The organism is Microcella sp. (assembly GCF_046293215.1).
In the GTDB taxonomy this organism is placed as follows: Bacteria; Actinomycetota; Actinomycetes; order Actinomycetales; family Microbacteriaceae; genus Microcella.
In genome coordinates this window covers 229,078-254,020 of sequence record NZ_JBKBPI010000003.1, presented here as the reverse complement: position 1 = coordinate 254,020, position 24,943 = coordinate 229,078, and the positions used below count along the sequence as shown (strand labels likewise).

20 protein-coding genes and 1 other RNA gene are annotated in these 24,943 nt (G+C 68.0%); 3 read left to right on the top strand and 18 right to left on the bottom strand.

Annotated elements, in window-relative coordinates:
* Positions 1-138: 138 nt before the first annotated feature.
* Genes recR through ACK4SC_RS04670 form a run of 4 tightly spaced genes read right to left on the bottom strand, consistent with a single transcriptional unit; the run spans position 139 to position 4,506 of the window.
* Entirely contained in the window at positions 139-738 is a 600-nt protein-coding gene (gene recR / locus ACK4SC_RS04685) for a recombination mediator RecR (RefSeq protein ID WP_409615311.1), read from the bottom strand.
* 3 nt (positions 739-741) lie between these two features.
* Positions 742-2,772: a DNA polymerase III subunit gamma and tau gene (locus ACK4SC_RS04680; protein ID WP_409615308.1), complete on the bottom strand. Its 2,031-nt coding sequence runs from the start codon at positions 2,770-2,772 to the stop codon at positions 742-744.
* Positions 2,773-2,801: 29 nt separating this feature from the next.
* Complete coding sequence (locus ACK4SC_RS04675; protein ID WP_409615305.1) at positions 2,802-3,821, bottom strand: hypothetical protein; 1,020 nt, start codon at positions 3,819-3,821, stop codon at positions 2,802-2,804.
* A gap of 25 nt (positions 3,822-3,846) precedes the next feature.
* Complete coding sequence (locus tag ACK4SC_RS04670; RefSeq protein WP_409615302.1) at positions 3,847-4,506, bottom strand: hypothetical protein; 660 nt, start codon at positions 4,504-4,506, stop codon at positions 3,847-3,849.
* A gap of 217 nt (positions 4,507-4,723) precedes the next feature.
* Between ACK4SC_RS04670 and ACK4SC_RS04665 the strand changes: the two genes are divergently transcribed.
* Complete coding sequence (locus ACK4SC_RS04665; protein WP_409615299.1) at positions 4,724-5,071, top strand: histone-like nucleoid-structuring protein Lsr2; 348 nt, start codon at positions 4,724-4,726, stop codon at positions 5,069-5,071.
* Positions 5,072-5,171: 100 nt separating this feature from the next.
* On the top strand, positions 5,172-5,819 hold the full coding sequence (locus ACK4SC_RS04660) for an NAD(P)-binding oxidoreductase (RefSeq protein ID WP_409615296.1): 648 nt from the start codon (positions 5,172-5,174) through the stop codon (positions 5,817-5,819).
* A 427-nt stretch (positions 5,820-6,246) separates the two neighbouring features.
* On the opposite strand, the gene ACK4SC_RS04655 is transcribed toward ACK4SC_RS04660, so the two are convergent.
* The 13 genes from ACK4SC_RS04655 to ACK4SC_RS04595 form a co-directional block, all read right to left on the bottom strand.
* Complete coding sequence (locus ACK4SC_RS04655) at positions 6,247-7,374, bottom strand: acetate kinase (RefSeq protein WP_409615385.1); 1,128 nt, start codon at positions 7,372-7,374, stop codon at positions 6,247-6,249.
* Positions 7,371-9,602: a phosphate acetyltransferase gene (pta, locus tag ACK4SC_RS04650; RefSeq protein ID WP_409615294.1), complete on the bottom strand. Its 2,232-nt coding sequence runs from the start codon at positions 9,600-9,602 to the stop codon at positions 7,371-7,373. The genes ACK4SC_RS04655 and pta overlap by 4 nt, the downstream gene beginning before the upstream one ends.
* Positions 9,603-9,679: 77 nt before the next feature.
* Positions 9,680-9,776: signal recognition particle sRNA small type (gene ffs / locus ACK4SC_RS04645), an RNA gene on the bottom strand.
* A 30-nt stretch (positions 9,777-9,806) separates the two neighbouring features.
* On the bottom strand, positions 9,807-10,835 hold the full coding sequence (locus ACK4SC_RS04640; RefSeq protein ID WP_409615382.1) for an NADP-dependent oxidoreductase: 1,029 nt from the start codon (positions 10,833-10,835) through the stop codon (positions 9,807-9,809).
* A gap of 5 nt (positions 10,836-10,840) precedes the next feature.
* Positions 10,841-11,617 carry a triose-phosphate isomerase family protein gene (locus tag ACK4SC_RS04635; RefSeq protein WP_409615292.1) on the bottom strand — a complete coding sequence of 259 codons (777 nt, stop codon included), beginning with the start codon at positions 11,615-11,617 and terminating at the stop codon, positions 10,841-10,843.
* Positions 11,610-12,080, bottom strand: a complete 471-nt coding sequence (locus ACK4SC_RS04630; RefSeq protein ID WP_409615289.1) for a ribose-5-phosphate isomerase — start codon at positions 12,078-12,080, stop codon at positions 11,610-11,612. The genes ACK4SC_RS04635 and ACK4SC_RS04630 overlap by 8 nt, the downstream gene beginning before the upstream one ends.
* Positions 12,081-12,180: 100 nt before the next feature.
* Positions 12,181-13,302, bottom strand: coding sequence for an ABC transporter permease (locus ACK4SC_RS04625; RefSeq protein ID WP_409615286.1), 1,122 nt, complete (start codon positions 13,300-13,302; stop codon positions 12,181-12,183).
* A gap of 14 nt (positions 13,303-13,316) precedes the next feature.
* A complete protein-coding gene (locus ACK4SC_RS04620; protein ID WP_409615283.1) occupies positions 13,317-14,345 on the bottom strand; it encodes an ABC transporter permease in 1,029 nt (342 codons plus the stop codon).
* 6 nt (positions 14,346-14,351) lie between these two features.
* Positions 14,352-15,929 (bottom strand): sugar ABC transporter ATP-binding protein, encoded by a 1,578-nt coding sequence (locus tag ACK4SC_RS04615; protein ID WP_409615281.1) that lies wholly within the window; start codon positions 15,927-15,929, stop codon positions 14,352-14,354.
* A gap of 133 nt (positions 15,930-16,062) precedes the next feature.
* Positions 16,063-17,124, bottom strand: coding sequence for a substrate-binding domain-containing protein (locus ACK4SC_RS04610; protein WP_409615278.1), 1,062 nt, complete (start codon positions 17,122-17,124; stop codon positions 16,063-16,065).
* Between the two features lie 234 nt (positions 17,125-17,358).
* Positions 17,359-18,690 carry a dihydrolipoamide acetyltransferase family protein gene (locus ACK4SC_RS04605; RefSeq protein ID WP_409615275.1) on the bottom strand — a complete coding sequence of 444 codons (1,332 nt, stop codon included), beginning with the start codon at positions 18,688-18,690 and terminating at the stop codon, positions 17,359-17,361.
* Positions 18,690-20,879 carry a thiamine pyrophosphate-dependent enzyme gene (locus ACK4SC_RS04600; protein ID WP_409615272.1) on the bottom strand — a complete coding sequence of 730 codons (2,190 nt, stop codon included), beginning with the start codon at positions 20,877-20,879 and terminating at the stop codon, positions 18,690-18,692. Before ACK4SC_RS04600 ends, ACK4SC_RS04605 begins: the two co-directional genes overlap by 1 nt.
* A 200-nt stretch (positions 20,880-21,079) precedes the next feature.
* A complete protein-coding gene (locus tag ACK4SC_RS04595; protein ID WP_409615379.1) occupies positions 21,080-22,081 on the bottom strand; it encodes a 6-phosphofructokinase in 1,002 nt (333 codons plus the stop codon).
* A 305-nt stretch (positions 22,082-22,386) separates the two neighbouring features.
* Between ACK4SC_RS04595 and ACK4SC_RS04590 the strand changes: the two genes are divergently transcribed.
* Positions 22,387-24,165 (top strand): GAF domain-containing protein, encoded by a 1,779-nt coding sequence (locus ACK4SC_RS04590; protein WP_409615269.1) that lies wholly within the window; start codon positions 22,387-22,389, stop codon positions 24,163-24,165.
* A gap of 74 nt (positions 24,166-24,239) precedes the next feature.
* Here ACK4SC_RS04590 and ACK4SC_RS04585 read toward each other — a convergent pair whose 3' ends face one another.
* The gene (locus tag ACK4SC_RS04585; RefSeq protein ID WP_409615266.1) at positions 24,240-24,794 is read right to left on the bottom strand and encodes a VOC family protein; all 555 of its coding nucleotides are present in this window, start codon (positions 24,792-24,794) and stop codon (positions 24,240-24,242) included.
* Positions 24,795-24,943 lie beyond the last annotated feature (149 nt).

The following is a 24,943-nucleotide window of genomic DNA, read 5'->3' as shown; positions in this document are numbered from 1 at the left end:
TGTGGTGGCTGTGCGGGAGGGGTGGGTGCTGCGGGGGCACGGCGACAGTGACGGCCTAACGCGAAAGTCTACTGGGCGCTCATGCGCGCATCCGCATGGATGTGCACCCGCTCCATCGGCGTCGGCGGATAGCGCCACCTAGTGCTGAATTGTGCGACGCCCCTCAAACGCGCGACCCAGGGTGACCTCGTCGGCGTACTCGAGGTCACCGCCGACCGGTAGGCCGCTCGCCAGGCGTGAGACCGTGAGGCCCGGCTGTACCAGCAGGCGGGTCAGATAGGTGGCCGTGGCCTCGCCCTCGAGGTTGGGGTCAGTGGCGATGATCACCTCGGTGACCGTGCCGTCGGCGAGGCGCGACAGCAACTGGCTGATGCGGAGGTCGTCGGGGCCGATGCCGTCGATCGGGCTGATCGCTCCGCCGAGCACGTGGTACAGGCCGCGGAACTCGCGGGTGCGCTCGATCGCGACCACGTCTTTCGCCTCTTCGACAACGCAGATCGTGGTCGGGTTACGGCGCGGGTCACGGCAGATCGAACACTGCGCCTCCTCCGCCACGTTGCCGCAGATCTCGCAGAAACGCACCTTCTCGCGAATCTCGGTGAGCAGGGTCGCCAGCTTCGTCACATCGAATGACTCGGTCTGCAGGATGTGGAAGGCGATGCGCTGGGCCGACTTGGGGCCGATGCCGGGCAGGCGGCCAAACTCGTCGATCAGGTCTTGGATGATGCCGTCGTACATGCGCTACAGCCCCTCAGGGTCGGGTGGGGTCGCCTCGGGCACGACCGTGGGGGTGAGCTGCTCTTCGGCCACAAACCGCGCGCCGAGAATCTCGCGAACGACCGCCTCGCCGTAACGCTGGCGACCGGCGACTTCAGCCGGGTGCGGCACCGACGGCGGAGGGGGTGGCGACGGCTCTGGGTCCGGCTCGGGCTCGTCGTCAGCAGGCGGTGGTTCCTCGTCGACCGGGGGCGCCTCAGCCGACGCCGGCGTACCGGCGCCCGGGATGGCCGCGACCGCCCACTCGGTGACGGGGGCGGCGGGCTCCGGGGCTGGGACTGGCGGCGTCGGGGCAGCGGCTGGCGGCGCTGGGGAAGGCTCCGGGTCGGCGGGCTGATCGGCCGGTGCCGGCGTCGCCTCCGGCCGGGGGGCGCGGGCTGCATCGACGCGCACCAAGAACTTCACGCGCAGGCCCAGCTCGGCGAGGATCGCCTGGCGCACGTGCTCACTGATCATGTCGGCCGGGTTGCCGCGCTGCTTGAACGCGGCCGCGTCGGCCTCGCTCGTGAACACCAGCGTCAGCACGTCGTCGTCGAGAGCCGCCGGCAGGGCGGTGTAGACGACGGTCCACGACGACATCTTCGTCTGCTGGATGCGCTCGAGGATCGCCGGCCACGACTGACGCATGCGGTCGATGTCGACGGGGGCTGCGGCGACCGGCTCGGGCGTGGGCTCTGCCGCGGCATCCGGTGCCGGGGCAGCGGCAGCGGGCTCGGGTGCCGGCGTCGCCGGGGCGGGCGGCGGAGTCGTACCCGGAGCGGGAGCGGGCGGTGCCGATCGGGCCAGCGCGGACGCGGCCGGAGCGGGCGCGCTCGCGGCGGGCGCCGCGCCCTCAACGCCGACGCGGCGCTCGAGCACCTCGACGCGGGCGAGGGCCCCGCGCGCGGGCTCGTCGGCAGCGGGCACCAACAGACGCGCGGTCATCAGCTCGAGGTGCAGGCGCGGCGACGTCGCCCCCGTCATTTCGGTCAGCGCGCGGTTCACGATGTCGGCGGCGCGGCTGAGCTGCGCGGGGCCGAAGTGGGCGGCCTGGGTGTGCATGCGCTCGAGGTCGTCCTGGGGAATGCCGCGCAGCACGCTCGACGCCCCGTCGCTCGTGGCCTGCACGACGATGAGGTCGCGCAAGCGCTCCAGCAGGTCATCGACGAAGCGCCGCGGGTCTTGGCCCGTCTGGATCACGCGATCGACCGCTTGGAACGCGCCAGCGGCATCCTGCGTGGCGAGGGCAGTGACCACGTCGTCGAGGAGGGCTCCGTGGGTATAGCCGAGCAGGGCGACCGCGCGCTCGTACGTGACCGTGTCGGCGTCGCTGCCGGCAATCAGCTGGTCGAGCAGCGACAGGGTGTCGCGCACCGAGCCGCCGCCCGCGCGCACCACCAGCGGCATGACGCCCGGCTCAATGGTGACGTTCTCGCTCGCCGCCAACTGCTCGACGTACTCGAGCAGCTGCGCGGGCGGCACGAGGCGGAACGGGTAGTGGTGGGTGCGGGAGCGGATCGTGCCGATGACCTTCTCGGGCTCGGTCGTGGCGAAGATGAACTTCACGTGCGGCGGGGGCTCTTCGACGATCTTCAGCAGCGCGTTGAACCCCTGCGGGGTCACCATGTGCGCCTCGTCGAGGATGAAAATCTTGAAGCGGTCGCGCGCCGGCGCGAACACGGCGCGCTCGCGCAGGTCGCGGGCGTCGTCGACGCCATTGTGGCTGGCCGCGTCGATCTCGACCACGTCGAGCGAGCCTCCGCCCTGTCGGCTCAGCTCGACGCAGCTCGGGCAGGTGCCGCACGGGGTGTCGGTGGGGCCCTCGGCACAGTTCAGGCAGCGCGCCAGAATACGGGCGCTCGTCGTCTTGCCACAGCCACGCGGGCCGCTGAACAGATAGGCGTGATTGACCCGATCGCCACGCAGCGCCGCCATCAGCGGATCAGTGACGTGGGCCTGCCCGATCAGCTCGGCGAACGACTCGGGCCGGTAGCGGCGATACAGGGCGGTGGACACGGCTCAAGCGTAGTCGGCAGGGCCGACGACTAGACCGGCTCGGCGTCGAGCACGCGGCGGGCCATGTCGCGGGTGAGCCGATCGAGGCGACGGTAATTGGGGCGGGGCAGCCACGCCGCGAGGTGGATGCGCGAAAACTCCTCCGGGGTCGCCGTCACTCCGTCGCCGAAACCGATGCGGCCGGCCATCGGGTAATTCGTGAGCTCACTGAAGTACGGCCGACCGTCGTCGACGAGCCAGTCAACACGCACGAAGTCAGCGTCACTCGCGAGAGTCACCGACGCATCGACGAGGTCGCGCCAGAGATCGGGGGCAATACCCAACTCACGACGCCCCACGTCGAGCTCGCTCGCCAACAGGCGCATGCGCCGCGCGGGCCCGAAGTTTCTCGGGCTCACCGACTCGACCGCCGCCGACACAATGGCGCCCTTCACACACCAAAAACGCACCTGTTGCGGCAGGCCATTGGCGCCGGTCAGCAGCTGTTCGGCAAACACCCGAGGAACGATGAGGCCATACGCCCACTCGAACTCGTCGCCGAACTCTTGGGCAAAAGGCATCGCCCGCCAACGGTCGAGCAGTGAACGCAGGTGCACAGGGTCGACGCTGTCCGGATGCACGAAGTGACGGCTCCAGCGCACCGGCCGTGAGGGTGCTGGTAGGCGCTTCTCGATGGGCGCACGCTCGGACACGACGATGACGCCACCCGAGCCGTGGTTGACCTTCGCCACGAACTCTCGCGGCACCGAATCCCACGGCACGTCGTCGGCGCGCCGCCCGTGCCCGTACAGGGTCGTCAGCCAGTGCGCGCCCACCCGCTCGGCCACGAACGATCGTGCCGCGAGCTTGTCGGCGTACATGACGAGCAGGAGGCGACGGTCGCGCGCCATCTTGTAGGCCAGGGCCTCCCGAAAGGTCGTGGGCCGTCGTGACGCGCGAAGCAGTTGCCACTCGGTGGCAATCGGCCCGCGCTCTCTCGCCCACGCGTTGCGAACCGCGCGACGCACGGGCCGCAGGTAGTGGCGCGCCTCGCTGATCAGTCCGGCCATTGCCGCACCCGCTGCCTACGGGAGGTCATTGCCCGACCACCCTCGCCGGTACGCCCGCCACGACGACGCCCGCGGGCACATCGCGTAGCACGACGGCGCCCGCCGCGACGGTGGCCCCCTCCCCCACCGTCAGATCGTTCACCAGGGTGGCGCCCGCGGCGATGAACGCGTCGCGCTCGACCGTGATGCCACTCGTCAACGTGACGCCCGGGCCAACCTGCACCCCCTCGTGCAGGTGAATGTCGTGACCGATCGACGTATTGCGGTTGATCTGCACGTGGTCATCAAGCATCGTCGAACTCGCGATCGTCGACTGCGCACCCACGAATACGGCGTCACCGAGCCGAGCGGTCGACGCGACGACCGCTGAAGGATGCACCACGGTCATCCAGTGAGAAATGGCCGCCTCGGCCGCACTCGCGCGCAACCGACGATGCGTCTCGATGATCTTCACGTTGCGGGCCGCGCCCGCCAGATCGGGAAACGACGCATCGCCGATGATCGCCGGCAACCGCCGCTGCTCGTCAGACAGCTGCGCCGCACGAACGACCGGCCCACCCCACGGGTCAACGTCGTTCAGGGGATCAACGAGCAGTGGGTGCCAGCCCCGCAGTTCGGCCGCGTCGATAATGTCGCGCACGAAACGTGCCGAGGCCCCAAAGATCAGTAACGGCGTCTCGCTCATGCGCCCGCCCACTCAACCGCGATGTCAGTGCCGCACACCGCGTGCGGAAGGGGAAACGACACCGTCGACATGAGGTTGAGATTATCGCCCGAGAACCGTCGTGAAAACCCGCGGGAGCCGACCCATCAGTGGGCGTCACGCCAAGAATTGCGGATCAATTACTCACAAATGGTAATCACAGCCTCGACACAGGAAGTTATTCGCTAAGGTGTGGCTCATGGCTCACAAAATTGTTCTCGTCGACGACCTCGACGGTACCGAACTCGGCGATAACGCCGTTACCACGCGCTTTTCGCTGAACGGCGCTCACTATGAAATTGATTTGAACGAATCGAACCGGCAGAAGCTGGCCGACGCGCTCGCCCCCTTCATTGCGGCCGGGCGCCGCGCCAGTGCTGGCGTGGCCGCGGGGCGCGCCAGCGGTGCGAAGAAGCGGGGTGGTGCGTCGAAAAGCAACACCTCCGCTATCCGCGAATGGGCAAACGCCAACGGCCACCCCGTCGGAGACCGCGGCCGAATTCCTGCGCATATTGTCGATGCGTACGAAGCGGCAACCGGAAAGTAAAGGTTCTGCGAGCATCCACTCGCACTAATCAATTCGGATGATCGGGGCTGGGCCCGTCTCATGGAGGCGGCACCCAGCCCCGACTGTTTGGCTGGGCGACATGAAAATAGCCATCGCCGGAGGACACGGAAAAATTGCTCGCCAACTATCGCGCCTGCTGAGTGACAACGGCCACGAGCCGTGGGCACTCATTCGCAACCCCGACCACACCGACGATGTGGAGGGTGACGGCGCGCGGGCGGTGATCGTCGACCTCGAGCGTGATGACGACGACGCGGTCGCCGAAGCCATCACGGGCGCCGACGCCGTCGTGTTCGCCGCCGGAGCCGGAGAGGGCAGCGGAGCAGAGCGCAAGCTCACCCTCGACCGCGATGGAGCGATCCTGCTGGCCGACGCGGCCGTGCAGGCGGGCGTGCGTCGCTACGTCATGGTGTCGGCGCGGCGAGCCGACACGTTCGACCCCGACTCCGACGACGTGTTCCAGGTGTACCTACGCGCCAAGAGCGAGGCCGACGCGGCCGTACGCGGCAACGACAACCTGGACTGGACCATCGTGCGGCCCGGTGGACTCACCGACGACACGGGCACGGGTCACGTGCGCGTGGGAGACGACGTGTCGGGCACGATTCCGCGGGCCGACGTCGCCGCGGTGCTGTACGCGCTGCTGACGACGGGGCGCGGCGTGGGCGCGCAGTTCGAGTTGGTGTCGGGCGACGTGGGCGTCGCGGAGGCGGTTGCTGCGCTGTAGTTGCCGCGCCCGCGCCCGCGCCCGCGCCCGCATGCCTGCCTGCCTCCTGCCTGCGACCGTGCTCGCGGCTCCGCCCGCGCGAGGCTGGGAGCCGGCGGGAACCGCGGCAGGACTCCGCCGCACCGGAATAGAACCCCGACCTCGCAGCGACTACTCCGGTGTAGGAATTCCTCCACCGGAGTAGTCGCCAGGAAGGGACCATGCTTTCGGCGCGGTGGGTGGCGCGGCTCACGGCACGCGCCAGACGGCTCGCGGCCCGCAGCGCGCAGGGAACCGCAGTCGGGAACCGGCAAGCGAGACTCGGGGCGCGGCAGGCGAGACTCAGGGCGCGGCAGGCGAGACCCGGGGCGCGGCAGACGAGACCCCGGGGCGCGGCACGCGCCACCCGGCACGCGGCACGCGGCACGGGGAGCAGAGGGCCGGCGGCTCAGCCGGCGACGAGTTGCGCGGTCTGGCGCGCGATCGCCAACTCCTCATTCGTCGGCACGACGAGCACCTTCGGGCCTTCGAGGGCCGGCGAGATGATGCGGGCGTTCTTCGCCGCGCGCTCATTCAGGAAGCGGTCAACCCGAATGCCCAGATGCTCGAGCCCTGCCAGCGAGCGGGCCCGCAACTCGGGAGCGTTCTCGCCCACCCCCGCCGTGAAGACCACCGCGTCGAGGCCGCCCAGCTGCGCCAGGTAGGCGCCGACGTAGTGGCGAATGCGGTGGGCCCACACGGCGAGCGCCGCCTCGGCGAGCGCGTCGCCGGCGGCTGCCGCATCCGTGACGTCGCGCATGTCGCTGCGGCCCGTGAGCCCCAGCAGTCCGCTGCGCTTGTTCAACAGAGTGTCAATCTCATCGACGCTCAAGCCCGCCACGCGGTGCAGATGCACCAGCACAGCCGGGTCGAGGTCACCCGAGCGCGTGCCCATCACGAGGCCCTGCAGCGGCGTCAAACCCATCGACGTATCGACCGAACGGCCGCCATCAACCGCGGTCGCGCTCGCCCCATTACCGAGGTGCAAGACGATCAGCTTCAGCTCCTCCAGCGGGCGGCCCAGCACCCCCGCAGCCTGCTCGGCCACAAACTGGTGACTCGTGCCGTGGAAGCCGTACTTGCGCACCCCGTACCGATCAGCGAGCGCGCGGTCGATCGCGTACGTGTATGCCTCCGGCGGCATCGACTGGTGGAACGCCGTGTCGAACACCGCCACGTGCGGAACATCGGGCAACACCGTGCGCGCGGCGACCACGCCCGCCAGGTTCGCCGGATTGTGAAGCGGCGCCAGCGCGCTCAGCTCATCGATTGCCGCAACCACCGCGTCGTCGATCAGCGTCGGAGCCGTGAAACGCGCGCCTCCGTGCACGACCCGGTGACCGACCGCGGCGATCTGCGCGTCGTCACCGAGAGCATCCAGCACCTGACGCATACCCGCCGTGTGATCGGGGGCGTCACCGCCCACCTCGCCGATGCGCTCGAGAGTTCCGGCGAGCACGCGCTCGCCCGACGCCGTGTCGATTAGCTGGTACTTGATCGAGCTCGACCCCGAATTGACGACGAAAACGCGCATCAGGCACCCGCCTCGGCGGCCGCCGCCGCGTCATCACGACTGATCAGCGGGATCGCCGTCGTCGCCGGCGGCGGCGTGCGCTGCGCCTGAATCGCCGTGATCGCGACCGTGTTCACGATGTCCTGCACGAGCGCTCCCCTCGACAGGTCGTTGACCGGCTTGCGCAGGCCCTGCAGCACCGGTCCGATCGCGACCGCGCCCGCCGAGCGCTGCACGGCCTTGTACGTGTTGTTGCCGGTGTTCAGGTCGGGGAACACGAACACGGTCGCGCGGCCGGCGACCGGCGAATCGGGCATCTTCGTCGCCGCGACGCTCGGCTCAGCCGCCGCGTCGTACTGAATCGGGCCCTCGACGAGCAGCTCGGGCTGACGTTCACGCACGAACGCCGTCGCGGCCCGAACCTTCTCAACGTCGTCGCCCGAGCCCGACTCCCCCGTCGAATACGACAGCATCGCCACGCGCGGCTCGATCGCAAACTGCTCGGCGGTCGCCGCCGAGGAGATCGCGATGTCGGCCAACTGTTCGGCCGTCGGGTCGGGCACCACCGCGCAGTCGCCGTAGACGAGCACCCGGTCGGCCAGGCACATCAGGAACACGCTCGACACGACGCTCACGCCCGGATCGGTCTTGATGATCTCGAAGCTCGGGCGAATCGTGTGCGCCGTCGTGTGGGCAGCCCCGCTGACCATTCCGTCGGCGAGCCCGACGTGCACCATCATCGTGCCGAAATAACTGACGTCGGTCACCACGTCGCGGGCAAACTCCACGGTGACGCCCTTGTGGGCACGCAGCCGCGCGTACTCGACCGCGAACTGTTCGCGCAGTTCGGGGTCAAAGGGGCTCAGAATCTCGGCCGCCTCGAGATCGAGGCCGAGCTCGGCGGCGCGCGCACGAACATCCACCTCGTCGCCCAGAATCGTGATGTCGCACACCGACCGCTTCAGCAGCGTCGCGGCCGCGCGCAGCACGCGGTCGTCGTTGCCCTCGGGCAAGACGATGCGCTTGCGCTCGCTGCGCGCCCGCTCGAGCAGGTCGTACTCGAACATCAGCGGCGTGACGACGTCACTGCGGCTCACGTCGGCGCGGTCGAGCAGCGTCTCGGCATCGAAGTGCTTCTCGAACAGCGCCAGCGCCGTGTCGTACTTGCGCTGCGAGTCGGCCGCGAGCCGACCCCGGCTCTCGGTGATGCGCAGCACGGTGTCGTACGTGCCATACGGGGTGCGGATGATCGGCAGCGTCGGGTCGAGCCCGTCAATCAGCGACTGCACGCTGTCGGGCGTCTCAAAACCGCCGTACAGGATGATCGCGGCAATACTCGGGAACGTCTCGCTCGCGTGCGCCATCAGCACCGCCAGCAGCACCTCGCTGCGGTCGCCCGGAACGAGCACCACCGCACCCTCGGTGAGGCGGGGCAGCACGTTCTCCATGCTCATGCCGGCGACCACCGCGCCCAGCACCTCGCGTTGGAGGAGCGCCTCCTCGCCGCGCTCAAGCTCGCCGTCGCAGGAGGCCATGACCGCGGCCACGGTCGGAGCGATCAGGTAGCGGTCTTCGGGGATCGCACCGACCACGGCGTTCGGGGCAAGCGTCGACAGTTCGGCGCAAATGTCATCGAGCCGCTCAGCGTCGGCGCGGTTGGCGACCACGGCGAGGAGAGTCGCGTGCTCGTGCGCAAGCTCAGTGACGGCCGCCTCGGCCGCCCGACGCACCTCGTCGGGGGTGCGGGGGCCCGACTCGGCGAGGCCGCGACCGCCGCTCGCACCCGAGGCGCGGCCACCGATCACGAGCACAACGGGGGCGCCCAGGTTCGCGGCGATGCGCGCGTTGACCGTGAACTCGGTCGGGGTCGAGACGTCGGTGTAGTCGGATCCGACGATCACGACGGCGTCGCACTGCCGCTCGACCGCGCGGTAGCGCTCGACGATCGTCGCGAGCGCCGCGTCAGGGTCGGCGTGCACCTCGTCGTAGCTGACGCCAATGCACTCGTCATACTCGAGGTCGACGCCGTCGTGGGCGAGCAGGGTCTCGAGCACGTAGTCGCGGTCGCCTTCCCCGCGGCCTCCGATCACGCCCGACGCACGGGCCGCAGCCCGCTCGGGGCTCACCCGGGCAATCGGCCGGAACACCCCCACCCGCTGCACCCGACTCGAGAGCGCGTTCAGCACCCCGAGCGCCACAGTCGACTTGCCCGAGTTGCCCTCGGCGGACGTGATGTACAGGTTGCGTGCCATTGGCTCCCAGCCTAGGGAAGGGGCCTGGGCAGAACCTAGGGGCTTTCGGCCTCGGCGCCGCGGCGCCCCCGCGCACAAAAAAGGACCCCTCGCGCACCCGCCAGAGCCCGGTTACCCTTGCTGCGTTTCCGCCCTGGGGGAGTTGGCCTGGATGGCGCCACGCGAGGAGCCGCCCTCAGTCTATCGCTCTCCGGCCCCGCCCCGTCACCCGTCCCAGTCGGCGCCGGCTGCCGCCGCGTGCTCACGCGGAGGCGCCGTGGGCTGCCCGATGGTGAGAGCGGTCTTGCCCCGTCCCGCTCGCGTGGCAATGCGCTCGTACGCCTCGACCGCGTTCTCGAGCGGCAGTACCGCGTCGACGTGCACGCGGATGCGCCCTCGGTCGAACAGCGACGCCGCCTGGGCGAGCATCGAGCCGCTCGGGCTGAACGTGAAGTGCGTGGCGCGAACGCCGAGAGCGCGAGCATCCTCAACCATCGACGGCCACCCGCTCGCCGGAACGCTGATGAGCATGCCGCCCCGGCGAAGCGTGCTGAGCGAACGCGTACCCGTGTTCTGTTCCCGATTCCCCACCAGGTCGAGGGTCACGTCCTGGCCGCGCACCGCGTGTTCGATCTCGTCGACGTCGTAGGCGACCACCCGCTGGGCTCCGAGGTCTGCCACGAAGTCGACGTTGCGTTGCGAGCAGGACGCCGTCACGACCGCACCCAGCATGCGCGCGATCTGCACCGCGAAGTGCCCGACGCCCCCGGCGGCCGCATTGATGAACACCTTCTGGCCGGGGCGCACCTGGCCGACGTCGGTCAGGCACTGCCAGGCGGTGAGAAAGGCGAGGGGAACGCACGCCGCCTCCGCGTCGCTCAACGACTGGGGAGCGGGGGCGACGAAAAGATCCGGAACGGGAACGTACTCCGCGTGGGTGCCCTGCAGTCGGGGCGGGACGGTGACGCCATACACGCGGGTGCCCACGGCCAGGCGGTGCGTCTCGTATGGCGCCTTGACGACCTCACCGCAGAAGTCGTGGCCGAGGATGACGGGATACTCGGTGATGGCTGCCGCGTAGCCACCGCCGGCGCGGGTCTTCACGTCGACGGGGTTGATGCTGGATGCGCTCACGCGCACGAGCACTTCAGAATGCACCGCGATCGGGCGGGGCACGATCGCCTCGTGCATGTGCTCGACCCCACCCCTGCCCGAGATTTGGACCGCGCGCATCGTTCGTTCAGCGTCATTCATGGTGGTCACGCGGCCCTTTCCGCCACTTCATCAAGCACCGCCGCGACGTTCGCCACGTCGTGACTCGACCGCCCGATGAACAGCCCCTGGACACTGTCGTCGAGCTCGGCGAGCATTCCCGGGCGCGCACTGCCCCCGTATATGACTGTGTGACTCGCGTGCGGGGCCGCGACGGCGAGCTCGTCACCGATCGCCGCGCAGACGGCCATGATGTGTTCCGGTGTGGCCGGCTGGGGCTGGCCGATCGCCCAAATCGGTTCGTAGGCGATCGCGAGATGCGTGTCGCCACGTAGCTCGGCGGCGGCACACGCTCGGCGCACCTGGCGCCGACACACGTCCTGAGCCTCAGCCACCCCGCGATCGTCACGCTCACCGACACACACGATGGGAACCAGACCCGCCGCCAGCGCCGTCGCGACCTTCGCCGCCACCGCCTCGTCGGTCTCGCCGTGGCGAGCGCGACGTTCTGCGTGCCCGATCTCGACGTACGAGCATCCGAGTGCGACGAGGTCGTCGGCGCTCACCTCGCCCGTGAACGGTCCGCGCCGGACGTCACTGATGTCTTGGCCGCCAACGGCGATGCGGCTGCCGGCGAGCTCCCGTGTCACCGCGTCGATCGACACGAAGCTCGGCAAGACCACGAGCTCGGCAGATCCCGACGTCAGCGCGGGATGCTCGTTCGCGACCGCGCGCAACGCCCGGGCCCAGCCGACCGTCTCCGAATGGCCGAGGTACATTTTCAGGCCGGCACCGATGAGGAACGGCCGCGCGGGTCTACCCATGCGAACGCGCTTGCTCGTACTCAGTGAGCACAGCGATCTTCTCGGCCGAGGCGCTGGTCTGGTCGAAACGGTAGCCGAGCCACTCGGCGAGCAGTCGGCGGGCCAATTCGAGGCCGATCACCCGTTGACCCATCGTGAGGATCTGCGCGTTGTTGCTGAGGATCGACCGCTCGACCGAGAAGCTGTCGTGCGCGGTGACGGCGCGAATGCCGGGAACCTTGTTCGCCGAGATCGCCATGCCCAGTCCGGTGCCGCAGATCAGCACTCCCCGGTCGGCGTCACCCGCCGCCACCATCTCCGCCGCGGCGACCGCGATGCTGGGGTACGGCGTGGAGCCCGAGCGGTCAACGCCGACATCGATCACCTCGGCCACCTCCGGGTGCGCCGTCAGGTCGTCGATCAGACGCTGCTTGTAGTCAAAACCGGCGTCGTCACAGCCGATGACGATACGCAGTGCGCTCATGGAGTCCGCTCCTTGTTTTTCAGGGGTGTGTCGAGCTGAGGGGTCCACGTGGTCGGCCGCGCCACCACCAGGCACGGCCGACCACGAGGTCTTGTCGGGGCTAGCCGCGAGCCGATCCCACGCCAGCCGTCGCTGCCGCCGGGTCCGAGTCCTCCACGGGCCCGTCGGAGGCCGGCGGCGCCGACTCGGGGCCGCTACCCGGGTCATCGGGCACCGGAGTATCGACCGCCTTCTTGACCTTCGGCCGGTAGACGCGGGCGTAGTGGTTCAGCGCCATGACCGCCAGCAGGATGAGGCCCCAGACGAGGTTCTTCGCGTACGGCGAGAAGGCAAACGCGGTCATCGACGACGACAGCAGCTGGAGGAGGACGAGTCCGATGAACAGGCTCGCCACGCGCCCCTTGCCGCCGAACGGGTTGAAGCCGGCAAGCACGACGACGAGGATCGCCTGCAGGAGGTACGACTCGCCGAAGCCGACCCGCATCGAGTTGGCCCGCGAGATGATGACGATCGCCGCCAGCCCGACGAGGATTCCGATCAGCGCGTAGGTCATGATGATGACCCGTTCGCTGCGGACGCCGGAGAACCGCAACGCCACGTCGTTCTCACCGAACAGGTAGACGCGGCGACCGAACGTGGTGCGCGTCAGGATGAACGCCACGACGGCGAACGCGATGACCATGATCAGGAACACCACGGGAATCGGCCCGACCGTGGTGCGCACAATCTCGGGGAAGGCGCGCACCTGGAGGGGGATGCTGTTGCCGGAGGTGACAGCCATGCCGATGCCGGTGAACAAAATCATCGTGCCGAGGGTGGCGAGAATCGGCGGCACCGAGAACTTCGCGATGATGATGCCGTTCGTGAGCCCCGTCACGAGACCCGTGACCAGCGCGGCGACGATGCCGAGCACAAACAGCATGGCCTGGTTCTCGTCGGTGGCCGGGATGAACTGTCCACTCATCACGAGCGCGGCGACGACACCCGAGAGTCCGGCCGCGGCCACGACCGAGAGGTCGATGCCTCCGGTAAGGATCGCGAGCCCCATGGCGAGCGCGAGGAAGCCGAACTCACTGACCTGGATCGACATCGACTGCAGGCCACCCAGCGAGAACAGCCGCTGCCCCAGCTGGGAGTAGAGCACGAGCGTCACGAGGAGCGTGACGATCACGAGGACGAGGAATTCGCGGTCCTTACCGGCGAACCCGAGAAGCTTCTTCATGTCGAGCCCCCTTTCTAGCTAGCAGAGAAGACGAGAGCACGCTTGTTGCTCTGTCGTTGGCGGTAGTAGATGACGCAGAGGATGACGACGAGGACGCCGCCGAAGAACAGCCCGTTGAACGCGGCGCCGAGGCCGAGGAAGACGAGCGTGTTCTGGAAGAGGGTCCAGGTGATGACGCCGAGCACCGTGCCGAGAATCGTGCCCTCGCCGCCCGACAGCTTGGCGCCACCGATGACGACGGCCGCGATGACCGCGAGCTCAGTGCCGACGAGTGCCGCCGGGTTGATGTACGCGAGGTTCGAGAAGTAGATGATGCCCATGAGGCCGGAAAGTCCGCCGGCGTACATGTAGATGAACAACCGCGTGCGGAGCACCTTCAGACCGATACGGGTGGCCGACTCTTCATTGCTGCCGAGCGCAAACACCGCGCGACCGATCATGGTTCGGTAGAGCAGGAACCAGGTCAGCACGATGACGGCGATGACGATGAGCACCCCGATGTTGAGGCCATAGCGCGAGGTCTCGCCCTGAATCGTGATGATGTTCGTCGACCCGAGCGCAATCATCGACTGCGGCACGTCGGTGCGGGTGAAGGTCTTCATGCCGAGCAGCAGGGCCATCGACCCGTGGAACACGCTCGCGGTGCCGAGGGTGACGATCAGTGTCGGCAGTTTGTAGAAGTGAATGAGCAGGGCGTTGACCGAGCCGAGCAGGGCACCGATCGCGGCGGCGACACCGATGGCGAAGACCAGGTTGTCGATGCCGAACTCTCTCATCAGCAAGACCGACGAGTACCCGGCGACAATCGCGATCGCCGTGAACGACACGTCGATGCCGCCCGAGATCAGGATGATCAGGGTTCCGAGCGCCAGGATCATGACGCCGCTGCCGTTGCGCACGAGGTCGAACGCGGTCTCGAGGCTCAGGAAGGCAGGGTTGCGGACGGTCACGACCGCGATGTAGCCGATGATGACGACCAGGAGGAACTTCTCCATCGAGGTCATGCGGCGGTTGAAGGCAACGGCGAAGGGTGATCTCTTCATGACCGGTCACTCGCTTTCGAGGTCGTCGACCGCCGAGAACGCTCCCGTGACGGGAGGGGCAATCGATTCGAGTCGGTAGTCGGGGTTGCTGATCATCTCGATCAGCTCGTCCTGGAAGTGGGGATTCGCGAGGTCTTCCTCGACGAACTTGGCGAGGATTTCGCCGTCGTGCATCACAACCACGCGGTTGCAGTTCGCCACGATCTCTTCCGGCTCGTCGGAGATCATGATCATGCCCATTCCCTCGCGAGCGAGCTCGTGCATCCGGTCATAGATTTCGGACTTGGAGCCGATGTCGATGCCGACGGTGGGGCTGTCGAGAATGAACACGCTCGGGTCGCGGAAGATCCACTTGCCGATGACGACCTTCTGCTGGTTGCCGCCGGAGAGGTTCACCACGTTGATGTCGGTGTCTTTGTTGTTCACGCCCATGGCGTGCACAACCTTCTCGGCGAGCTTCTTCTCTTTCGACGGGCGGAGGATCCGCCACGCGTTGCGCACGCGCTCGGCCATGGTTGCCGAGACGTTGGAGGCGACCGAGTGAGTCGGGAACAGGCCCTGCTCGAGGCGGTCTTCCGGCAGCAGCGCGATGCCGTTGGCCGTTGCGTCCCACGGCGCCTCGATCGACACCCGCGTTCCGCGCACGGCGATCTCGCCGGTGTCTGGCTTGTTCAGACCGAACAGCGACAGCGCGACCTCGGTGCGGCCCGACCCCAGCAGGCCGGTGAGACCGACGATGTCACCGGGGCGCACCGTCAGGCTGAAGTTCTCGTAGTGGCCGGCGCGGCTGAGCTCGCGCACCTCGAGAAGCGGGGCGTCGTCAGTGTTCGTGCGGTGGTAACGGGTGTACACGATGTCGCGGCCCGTCATGTGCCGCGCGAGGCTCAATTCGTCGAGCTCGCTCGCGGCGAAGTCCCCGACCTTGTTGCCGTCACGGAAGATGGTGACGCTGTCGGACACCTTGAAAACCTCGTCGAGCTTGTGGCTGATGAATACAACCGACAGTCCCGCGGCCTTGAGCTCGAGCACGATCGACAGCAGGCGGTCGACTTCGCGCGTCGTGAGGGCGGTCGTCGGCTCGTCCATGAACAGGATGCGCGCCTCCATGCTCAGCGCCCGGCAGATCGCAACGATCTGCTTGTTGGCGACCGAGAGGCTCGACACGGGCGCGTCGAGGTCGAGCTCGATGCCGACGCGGGTCAGCTGCTCGGTTGCGATGCGGCGCATCTCCGAGCGGCTGACGAACTTCGAGCCGTTGTGGAGCATCCGGTTGATGGCGATGTTCTCGGCGACGGAAAGGTGGCCGAAGAGCGAGAGGTCTTGATAGATGACCTGAACGCCCGCGGCACTCGCGTCGATGGGGTTCATGTGCTTCATCGGCTGGCCCCCGATCTCGAGGTGGCCGCCGTCGGGCTGGTAGACGCCCGAAAGAATCTTGACGAGCGTCGACTTGCCCGAGCCGTTTTCGCCGGCGAGGCAGCGAATCTCGCCGGAGCCGATCGTGAAGTCGACGCCCTTGAGGGCCTGGATACCGCCGAACGAAATCGTGAGGCCGGTGGCCGAGATGAGCGGGGTGTCGGTCATGAGAGCAGTCCTTGATCTGACGACGCGGAGGGAGGTGGTGGTGCGGGTGGTGCGAGTGCTGCAGGTACGGGTGTGCGCGGCGGGGAGCAGGTGGCTCCCCGCCGCGCGAGCATCGAGTGGATGCCCGTGGTGCTTAGAAGGGGAAGTTGCCGTCGGCGAACTGGCCCGGGCGGTACGGCTGAATGTCGCTACCGACGATCAGCTGCCCGTCGACCGTCACGCTCTCGTAGCCGCCGAGCTCCCACTGGAGGTCGAGGCCGGACTCGACCGGCTCACCCTTCAGCATCTTCAGGGCGACGTAGTTGAGCGCCCAACCCCAGCCAGCCGGGTCCCAGCCCTGGCCGTAGGCCATGTAGCCGTCTTCGAGGTCAGGAGCGGCCACCGAGGGCAGGGTGAGGGCAACGTTCGCGAAGCCGGTGATGCCCTTGTCGCGCAGCGCCGACGCCATACCGCCACCGCCCGAGGGGGTCGTGGCCAGGTAGCCCTTGAGGTTCGGGAAGGTACCGAGGATCTCATCGGCGAGCTGACGGCTGTGCTGGTCGTCGTTCTTGTTCTCGTACGGGGTGGGCGTGACGAGGGTCATGTCGGGGCAGTTCTCGGCGATCCACGCGTTGGCGGCGTCGACCCAGAGCATGTGCGACTCGCTGGTCAGCAGGCCGACGCTCGTGGCGTACTCACCCTCGCAGCCCATGGCCTCGGCGAGACCCTGGCCGAAGCCCTGGCCGAACTCGGCGTTGTCGAAGGACTCGATGTCGAAGTCGATCGCCTCGGTGCCGACGAGCTGCGTCGCCTCGGTGACACCGACGATGATGCCGGCCTCGCGGGCGCGCTGCAGGGTCGGGCCGATGCCGATCGGGTCGTTCGGAACGACGATGATCGCGTCGACGCCCTGAGCGATCAGGTCTTCCACGATCTGGATCTGGAGGGCGGCGTCACCCGAGTCGGGGCCGGTCTGGTAGGCCTCGACCTCGTCGCTGAACGCGTCGTTGAACATGTCAACGCCCTCGCTCATGCGCTGGAACCAGGTGATGCCTTCCACCTTCGAGACGGTGACAATGCGGAACTTGTCGCCGTCCGAGCCGGTGCCCGGCTCGGCACCCGTGCCCGGGGTGGACGCGGTGGTGCTGCAGGCGGCGAGAAGGCCCGCGGTCGCCAGGGCAGCGAAGCCGACGGCGATCTTCCGTGTGCTGAACATTCGTTCTCCTTTGAACAGATCACTGGTGCAGTGGTCTTGGGTCACTGACAACGCTAGGAATCGGCGCTGTCGCGCAGAATTGGGGCTTTCCCTATTCGGAGGTAGGGGAACCCCCACACCTCACCGGTAGGGGGCTGGCACTCGGCTCACACGACAACGGCCGGGTCGACGGTCACGCGTCGACCCGGCCGCGCCGGTCCCTGAGCGTCTGTGCGGTGACGCGCAGCGGTCTTACTAGGTGAGAATCTCGAGCGGGTTTTCGAGCAGCTGCGTGAAGCGCTGCAGCCACTGCGCGACGATCACCCCGTCAACCGGCCGGTGGTCGGCCGACACCGTGACGGTCAGCGTGTGACCGACCTCGATGACGTCGTCGTCGCCCACGACGGGGCGCTTCACCACCGCACCGACGGCGAGAATGCCGGCGTGCGGGGGGTTGATGATGGCGGAAAACTCCTCCACCCCGTACATGCCGAGGTTCGTCACCGTGAAGGTGCCGCCCTCCAACTCGCTCTGCTTGAGCCGACCATCGCGAGCCCGTTCGACGAAGTCGCGCACCTGCGCCGAAATGGCACTCACCGAGGCGGCATCCGCATTGCGGATCACCGGGGTCACCAGGCCGCGCTCGGTCGAGACCGCGACCGCGACGTCGACGGTGTGATGACGGCGCACCGCATCCGCCCCCCACGTGACGCGCACATCGGGGAACTCGCGCAACGCGACCGCGACGGCCTTGACGACGAAGTCGTTGATCGAGATTCGGGCCTCGCGGCCGGCGTTCACCCGTTCGCGCAGTGCCAACAGCTCATCAACGCGCGCGGTCTTCGTGAGGTAGAAGTGCGGCGCCTCCTGCTTGCTGGCCTGCAGTGCCCCGGCGATGGCGCGGCGCAGCTTCGTGTGCGGCACCTCGTCGAAGGCACCGGCGTCGGTCGCCGCGGTCGATGCGGCGGGCGGGGCCGGAGCCGCCGACGGCGTTGACGGCGCGGAAGCACGGGCCACGTCGGCGATCGCGCGCTCGACATCTGCCCGGATGATGCGCCCCGACGGGCCCGTTCCGACGATGCTGTCGAGCTCAAGACCGGCGTCGCGCGCAATCTTGCGCGCGAGCGGCGACGAGAACAGTCGCCCGCCGCTCGGAGCGGAGATGGGCGCGGATGCGGGGGCCGACGCCGCCGCCGCAGCGGGTACCGGCGCGGGTTCGGGGGTCGGCGCCGGGGCGGGTACCGGGGCAGGTTCCGGCGCCGCAGTCGCCGCCGGAGTCGCCGGCGCAGCCGGCGCGGCACCGAGACCGAGGGAGGCGAGGATTCCCGCCTCGTCGTCTGCGCTTTCTCCCGCTTCCAGAATCACCGCGATCGGGTTGCCGACCGGCACCGTGGTTCCCGGTTCGACCAGGGTTCGCCACAGCGTGCCGTCGCCGTCCGCCTCAATGTCGACGTTCGCCTTCTCGGTTTCGACCGTGGCGAGGTTGTCGCCGAAGCTGATCGAGGCGCCCTGACCGATGTTCCACTCGAGGAGCACTGCCTCTTCCGAGTCGGCAGAGATGCCCGGCATGCGAATCACGTGCGCCATCAGTTGCCTCCGTCGAGCTGCAGGATGCCGCGGATCGCCGCCGCCACATCGTCCGCGTTTGCCAAGGCCGCCTCCTCGAGCACCTTCGAAATGCTCGGAGACGATTCCGCTCCCGTGACACGCTCAACAGGCGCGTCGAGCCAGTCGAAGTACCGGCGCTGAATCTCGTCGCTCAGCCATGCGCCGTAGGAGGTGCCGCGCGAGCCCTGTTCGACGATGATCACGCGGTTGGTCTTCGTGATGCTGGCCTCGATGAGCTCCCAGTCGATGCTCGCCCAGTCAAGCCAGCGCAGGTCGATCAGGTCAGCGCTGACACCCAGGGCGTCGATCGCGCGGGCCGAGTCGTTCACCATCGACAGGTAGCTGATGACCGTGACGTCGTCGCCCGTGCGGCGCAGGGCCGCCTTGCCGATCGGAATGTGGAAGTCGAGATCATCGACCGGCACATCCTGGAGCTCTTTGTAGAGGTCGGCGTCGTGCTCGAGCACGGCAACCGGATCCTCACACCGCAGCGAGCTGTTCATCATGCCGATGTAGTCGAGAGCGGTCGACGGGGCAGCGATGCGCCAGCCGACCGATGACGACATCACGCCGGCCGGGTCCATCGAGTGCTGCGAGCCGTAGCCAGTGCGCGTTCCGATCTTGATGCGCATCACGAGGGGCATGGCGTGCTTGCCGCCGAACATGTGACGGGCCTTACCGATCTGGTTGAAGATCTGGTCGGCCGCGACCCAAATGAAGTCGGCGTACATCAGCTCGACCACGGGAATGTAGCGCCCGTCCAGGGCGAGTCCACCGCCGAGGCCGGTGAACGCTGCCTCGCTAATGGGGGTGCCCAACACGCGGTCGGGGAAGGCCTCCTTTAGGCCACGCGTGGCGCCGCGCGGGCCACCGCTGAGCTTGTGGACGTCTTCGCCCATCACGACGATGCGGTCGTCGTGCTCCATGCGGCGGGCCATGACGTCGGCGACGACGTCGACAAACTTGCGCTGGGTGGTGGCTCCGGCGAAGTCCTCCGCTTCCGCGTAGCGGGCATCCGCCATCTCAGCGAGGTCGCTGCGAATTCCGTCGTTGATGGTGGCCGTGTCGGGCCAGAGCTCGGGGCGAAAGCGCTGCGTTCCGTTGCCTTCGGGGTCGGTCTCGAGGAGCTGACCGGCGACCTCGGCCATCACCTTCTTCGCCCGCGAGCGCACAGCGGCGAGCTCCTCGTCGCTCAGCAACCCGCGGCGGCGAATCTGCTTCTCCATCTGGGCGATGGGGTCGCGCTCGCGCCACTCGGCTTCCTCCTCCTTCGGGCGGTAGCCAAAGGCGCTGCCCGGGAAGGGTCCGTTCTGGTGGAAGTAGCGGTAGACATCGGCCTCGATCATGGTCGGGCCCTTGCCGGCGCGCATGTGTTCGAGCGCCTGCTGCATCGCGATACGCACGGCCAGCGGGTTCATGCCGTCGACCTTCCACGAGGCGATGTTGAACCCGAGTGCCCTCGCCGACAGGCGGGGCTCTCCGGTGGCCTCATCGACCGTCGTCGAGACGGCGTACTGGTTGTTCTCGACGAAGAAGCACAGCGGCAACTTCCACGCTGAAGCGAGGTTCATGGTCTCGAGAACCGAACCGATGTTGATGGCGCCGTCACCGAAGTAGGTCACCGACACGGCGTCAGTTCCGGCGTGCAGGTCAGCCCAGGCGAACCCCGCGGCAAAGGGCACGGCACCGCCGACGATGGCGTTGGTGCCGAGAGCGCCCGCCTCCTTCCACTGCAGGTGCATCGAACCGCCGCGCCCGCCGCAGTACCCCTGCTCGAGCCCGCAGATCTCGGCGAGGCTGCGCTGCAGCACCTCGCGCACGCTGTCGCTCAGCTCGGCTCGGGGGTCGAAGCCCTCCGGCTGCACATACCCGAAGGCCTTGGCGAGGAACTGGTGGTGGCCGCGGTGCGAGCCGTTGATCTGGTCAGCAGCGGTCAGGTCGACAATCGATCCGACCGCGCCGCCTTCCTGCCCGATCGATGAGTGAGCAGGACCGTTCACCAGCTTCTGGCCGGCCAGTTCGAGCACCTTCTCTTCGAACGCTCGGATGAGCTGCATCTGCGTCAGCATGTCACCCAGCAGTTCGGGAGAAGCGGCGTCCCAGTCCTTCTGCGTGACCTTCAGCTCGACCCACGGGGAGGCGGGGACCAGGTTTTTCGTACTCGGCATGAGTTCCTCAGCGGTTCTGTGTTCGGCGCCCGTCGCACAACGGGCCGGAGTGGCGCCGGGGGGACGGGGTCTGAACGGTCGCCACGACCCCCCGGCGTTGTCAGCCTAGAAATGGCGCACGATTTCGTGAATGAGGAGTTCCCCTAGGCGGTGGGTAGGGACTCCCCCACCGACGCGCGCACCGGGCGCGCGGCGAGGGCTCATCCGAAGAACGTCATCGCCTCGCGATAGCGCTCGATGGACACGGTTTTCACCGAACCGACGGCCTCGGCGAGCGGCACACGGGTGACCCCCGTCGCGCGAATCGCGACCATCGTGCCGAGGGCCCCCTCATGCACGGCATCGATCGCCGCCACGCCAAGACGGGTGGCCCACACGCGGTCGGCGGCGCTGGGCACGCCGCCGCGCTGGATGTGGCCGAGCGTGGTCGCGCGCGTCTCGATACCGGTGTAGCCCTCGATCAGGGGGGCGAGCGCCTCACCGATACCGCCCATGCGCGGCCGGCCTCCGCTCTCGACGACGGCCCCGGTCGGCGGATCGAGAAGCTGAAAGCCCTCGGAGACGACGACGAGCGGAGACCGGCCCCGTTCGAAAGGGGCACGCACCCAATGCGCGATGCGCTCGAGACTCTCGGGCACCTCGGGGATCAGAATGGCGTGCGCCGCTGAGGCAAGACCCGCGTGCAGAGCGATCCAGCCTGCCCTGCGCCCCATGACCTCGGCGATCATGCAGCGGTGATGCGCCTCCCCCGTGGTGCCGAGTCGATCGATTGCCTCGGTGGCCACCTCGACGGCGGTATCGAAACCGAAGGTGTAGTCGGTCGCCTGCATGTCGTTATCGATCGCGGTCGGAACACCGACGACGGGAACCCCCTCTGACGCAAGCTCTTCGGCGATCGCGAGCGAACTCTCGCCGCCGATCACGACCAGCGCATCGAGGCCCAGCCGGTGAATCGCGCGACGCGTGAACGGGATGCCCCCTGCGTCTTCGCGAGGGTCAACCCGTGACGTGCCGAGGATCGTTCCGCCGGTCTTGGAAATGCCGCGAACCGTCTTCCACGACAGCTCGATGCAGGCGCCATCGCGCAGGCCTCGCCAACCGTCGATCACCCCAACCAGCTCGTCACCGTAGTCGCGGGTAGCCCGCAGCACGGCCGCGCGAATCGCGGTGTTGAGGCCGGGGGCGTCACCGCCGCTCGTCATGATGCCGATGCGTGCCACCGGGCGGCTCCTCTCTGCCGACGGCCCATCACCGGCGGCAGCGTCAGCCAATCAAGCGGCGCCACCGCCGCGCCATCGGGAGTTCCCCGACCGCACGCCGTGGGGAAATCCACCACCGATTATTCGTGGTTGAATGATCGCCGTGAGGCCCACCCGACCCTGGGGCCGTCAGATAAATCGAGGGTTTTGCGCAGCGATGATGCGGCGCGTTGGAGGCACTGATGTCGACACAACAGACGGAAAAGCGAGCTTTTTCGCACGTTAGCACTGTCGAGCATCCTGACCATGTGGCGCTCGTCACTGAGCTTGCTCGCGACCTCGTCGGGCGCTTCGAGCTCGGGCCGCTGCTGGCGCGCATTCTGAGTCACGCCACAGGCCTACTGGGCTGCGAATCCGGGTCTATATCGCTCGTCGACGAGGTGGCCGGCACCTACACGAAGGCCGCTGACTATGGCGTGGGCTGCCAGGAGGGGCAGACTTTTCCCCTCAACGAGGGCTTCACCGGCGAGATCGTTCGGCAACGACAGACCGTCATTCTCGATGACTACTCGCGGATCAGCGCCGGCCACATCGCCTCTGACGACCCGCGCTGGCGCTGCGCCGTCATCGGCGTGCCACTGATGTGGGATGACCGCATCATCGGCGCGTGCGTCGTCTTCAGCAGCATGCCCGGTCACGTTTTCACAACGGACGACGCGAAGATCGTCGAGCTGTTCGCCAGCCAGGCAGCCATCGCGATTGCGAACTCGGAACTGCACACTGCGGCCGTCGAGCGCGACCAGGAGCGCGCTATCAGCGCCGAACGGGAACGCGCCGTGCGCGATGTGCACGAGACGGTCGGGCGGTCGCTCACCCAATTGCTGATCACGCTCGACCAGGCAGAGACAGCGGGTGCCGATGGTCGCCGGGTCACCGAACACCTACGCCAGGCGCGCGCGATCGCGCACGATGCGATGACGGAGTCGCGGCGAATGGTTCTCGGGCAGGGGGCGTACGCCGACGCTGACCGCGATCTCGAGGCCGACATTGCGCGCGAGTTGGAGTGGGCCGGCACGGCCTGCGATGCGATCACCGGCCTCCGCACGGTCGGAACGTCTCGCCCATTGGCGCCCACGGCCGCACACCAGGCGTACGCGATTGCGCAGGAGGCCATCAGTAACGCGGTCGCGCACGCGCGGGCGTCGGCCATTCGGGTCGGCATCATCTACGGCCAAGAAGAAGTCACCCTGCTCATCGAGGACGACGGCCGAGGCTTCGACCACCGCGCCATCCACGATGAGGGGTCAGGCCTGGCGTCGGGCTGCCTGGGCCTGCACGGCATGGCGTCACGTGCCACACACCTCGGGGGCGAGCTCTCGATCGAAAGCACGCCGGGGTGGGGCACCGTCGTACGAGCGCGCATTCCCGACAACGGCACGCCCAGCGCGCCCCTGGCGGACCAGCGCTGGACCACCATCATCGCGAGCGACCAGCCCATCACGAGTGCTGGCATCGTGCGCCTTCTGCACCAGCACGAGCCGAGTGTGCACGTGATGGCCGAAGTGCGCACTGTCGCAGACCTGCTCGAAGCGCTCGAGCTCGTGCGACCCGACGTCGCCCTCGTCGACATCGACATGCTGCACGGTGAGGCGTCGGCGGAACTCGCGAGAATGCGCGACCGCGGAATCTCGACGGTGCTCGTCGCGCTGACCGACAACCCGACGGTCGACCAGGTTCGCACCGCAACACAGGCGAACGTGCGGGGGTACATCGACCGAAAGTCGTCGCCGGAAAGCATCGTGCGCACGATCATCGCTGCGGCCCAGGGCGATGCCATGCTCGACAGCAGCATCTTCGAGTCCCTGACGCAGACGTTCCGCGCCCAGACGCCGCCCGTCGCGGCAGGGGATGCTCCCACGTCGCGTGAGCTGGAGGTGCGCGACATGATCGCCCAGGGCATGGCCGACAAGCAGATCGCGACGGCGCTCAACATCTCGGTCAAGACGGTCGAAAAGCACGTCGGGTCTCTGCTGCGCAAGTCCGGCGCACGCAACCGGACCATGCTCATCGCTCAGATGCAGCAGTAGCCGCCGCGTCAGACGCAGGAAGGGCCCCGCCAATCGGCGGGGCCCTTCGCGTCACGCGGAACAGGCGCGTGGACTCAGACCTTGGTCTCGTCGACCAGGCCCGGGTGGAACAGGCGCGTGCGACCCGCAGCCTTCGCCTCGTTGTCGAACACGGTGCCGTTCGGCGCCGAGACGATCTCGAGCTGCAGACCCCAGGGGGCCATGAAGTAGCACCAGGTGAGGCCGAGGTTCGGCCCCTCGGTGTACGCGGTCGGCTCGCCGAGCACCTCGACGCCGTTGTCGTGCAGGAAGGCGATCGCCGCATCCATGTCGTCAACGTAGAAGGCGAGGTGGTGGCCGCCGACGTCGCTGTTCTTCAGCGGCTTCTGCACCTGGTCGGGCGACTCGTACTCGAAGACCTCGAGATTCGTTCCGTTGCCGAGGCGGACGTACCGGAACTCCTTGATGACCGAGCGAGGGTGCACGCGCAGGTGCTCGTACATCCAGTCGCTGTCGTCGTCGCGGAAGTCGGTCGCTGCGGTGTACAGCACCTCGGCGCCGAGGATGCGCTCGAAGAAGTCGCACGCCTCATCGATGTTCGGCACCGTGATGCCGAGGTGTTCCATGCCGCGGATACCGGGCATTGCCATGGTGTTCTCCTTTACTCCGTGTGGGGTGCCCGGGGTCGTGGAACCGCACCCCGTCGGGGGGGTGGGTGTGGCCCACGTCGCCCGCAGTGCGGCGCTCGTCGTGGCGCCCAGACCCGAAGAGGGGGGGCCGGGGGCGGCGTGACCCAGCG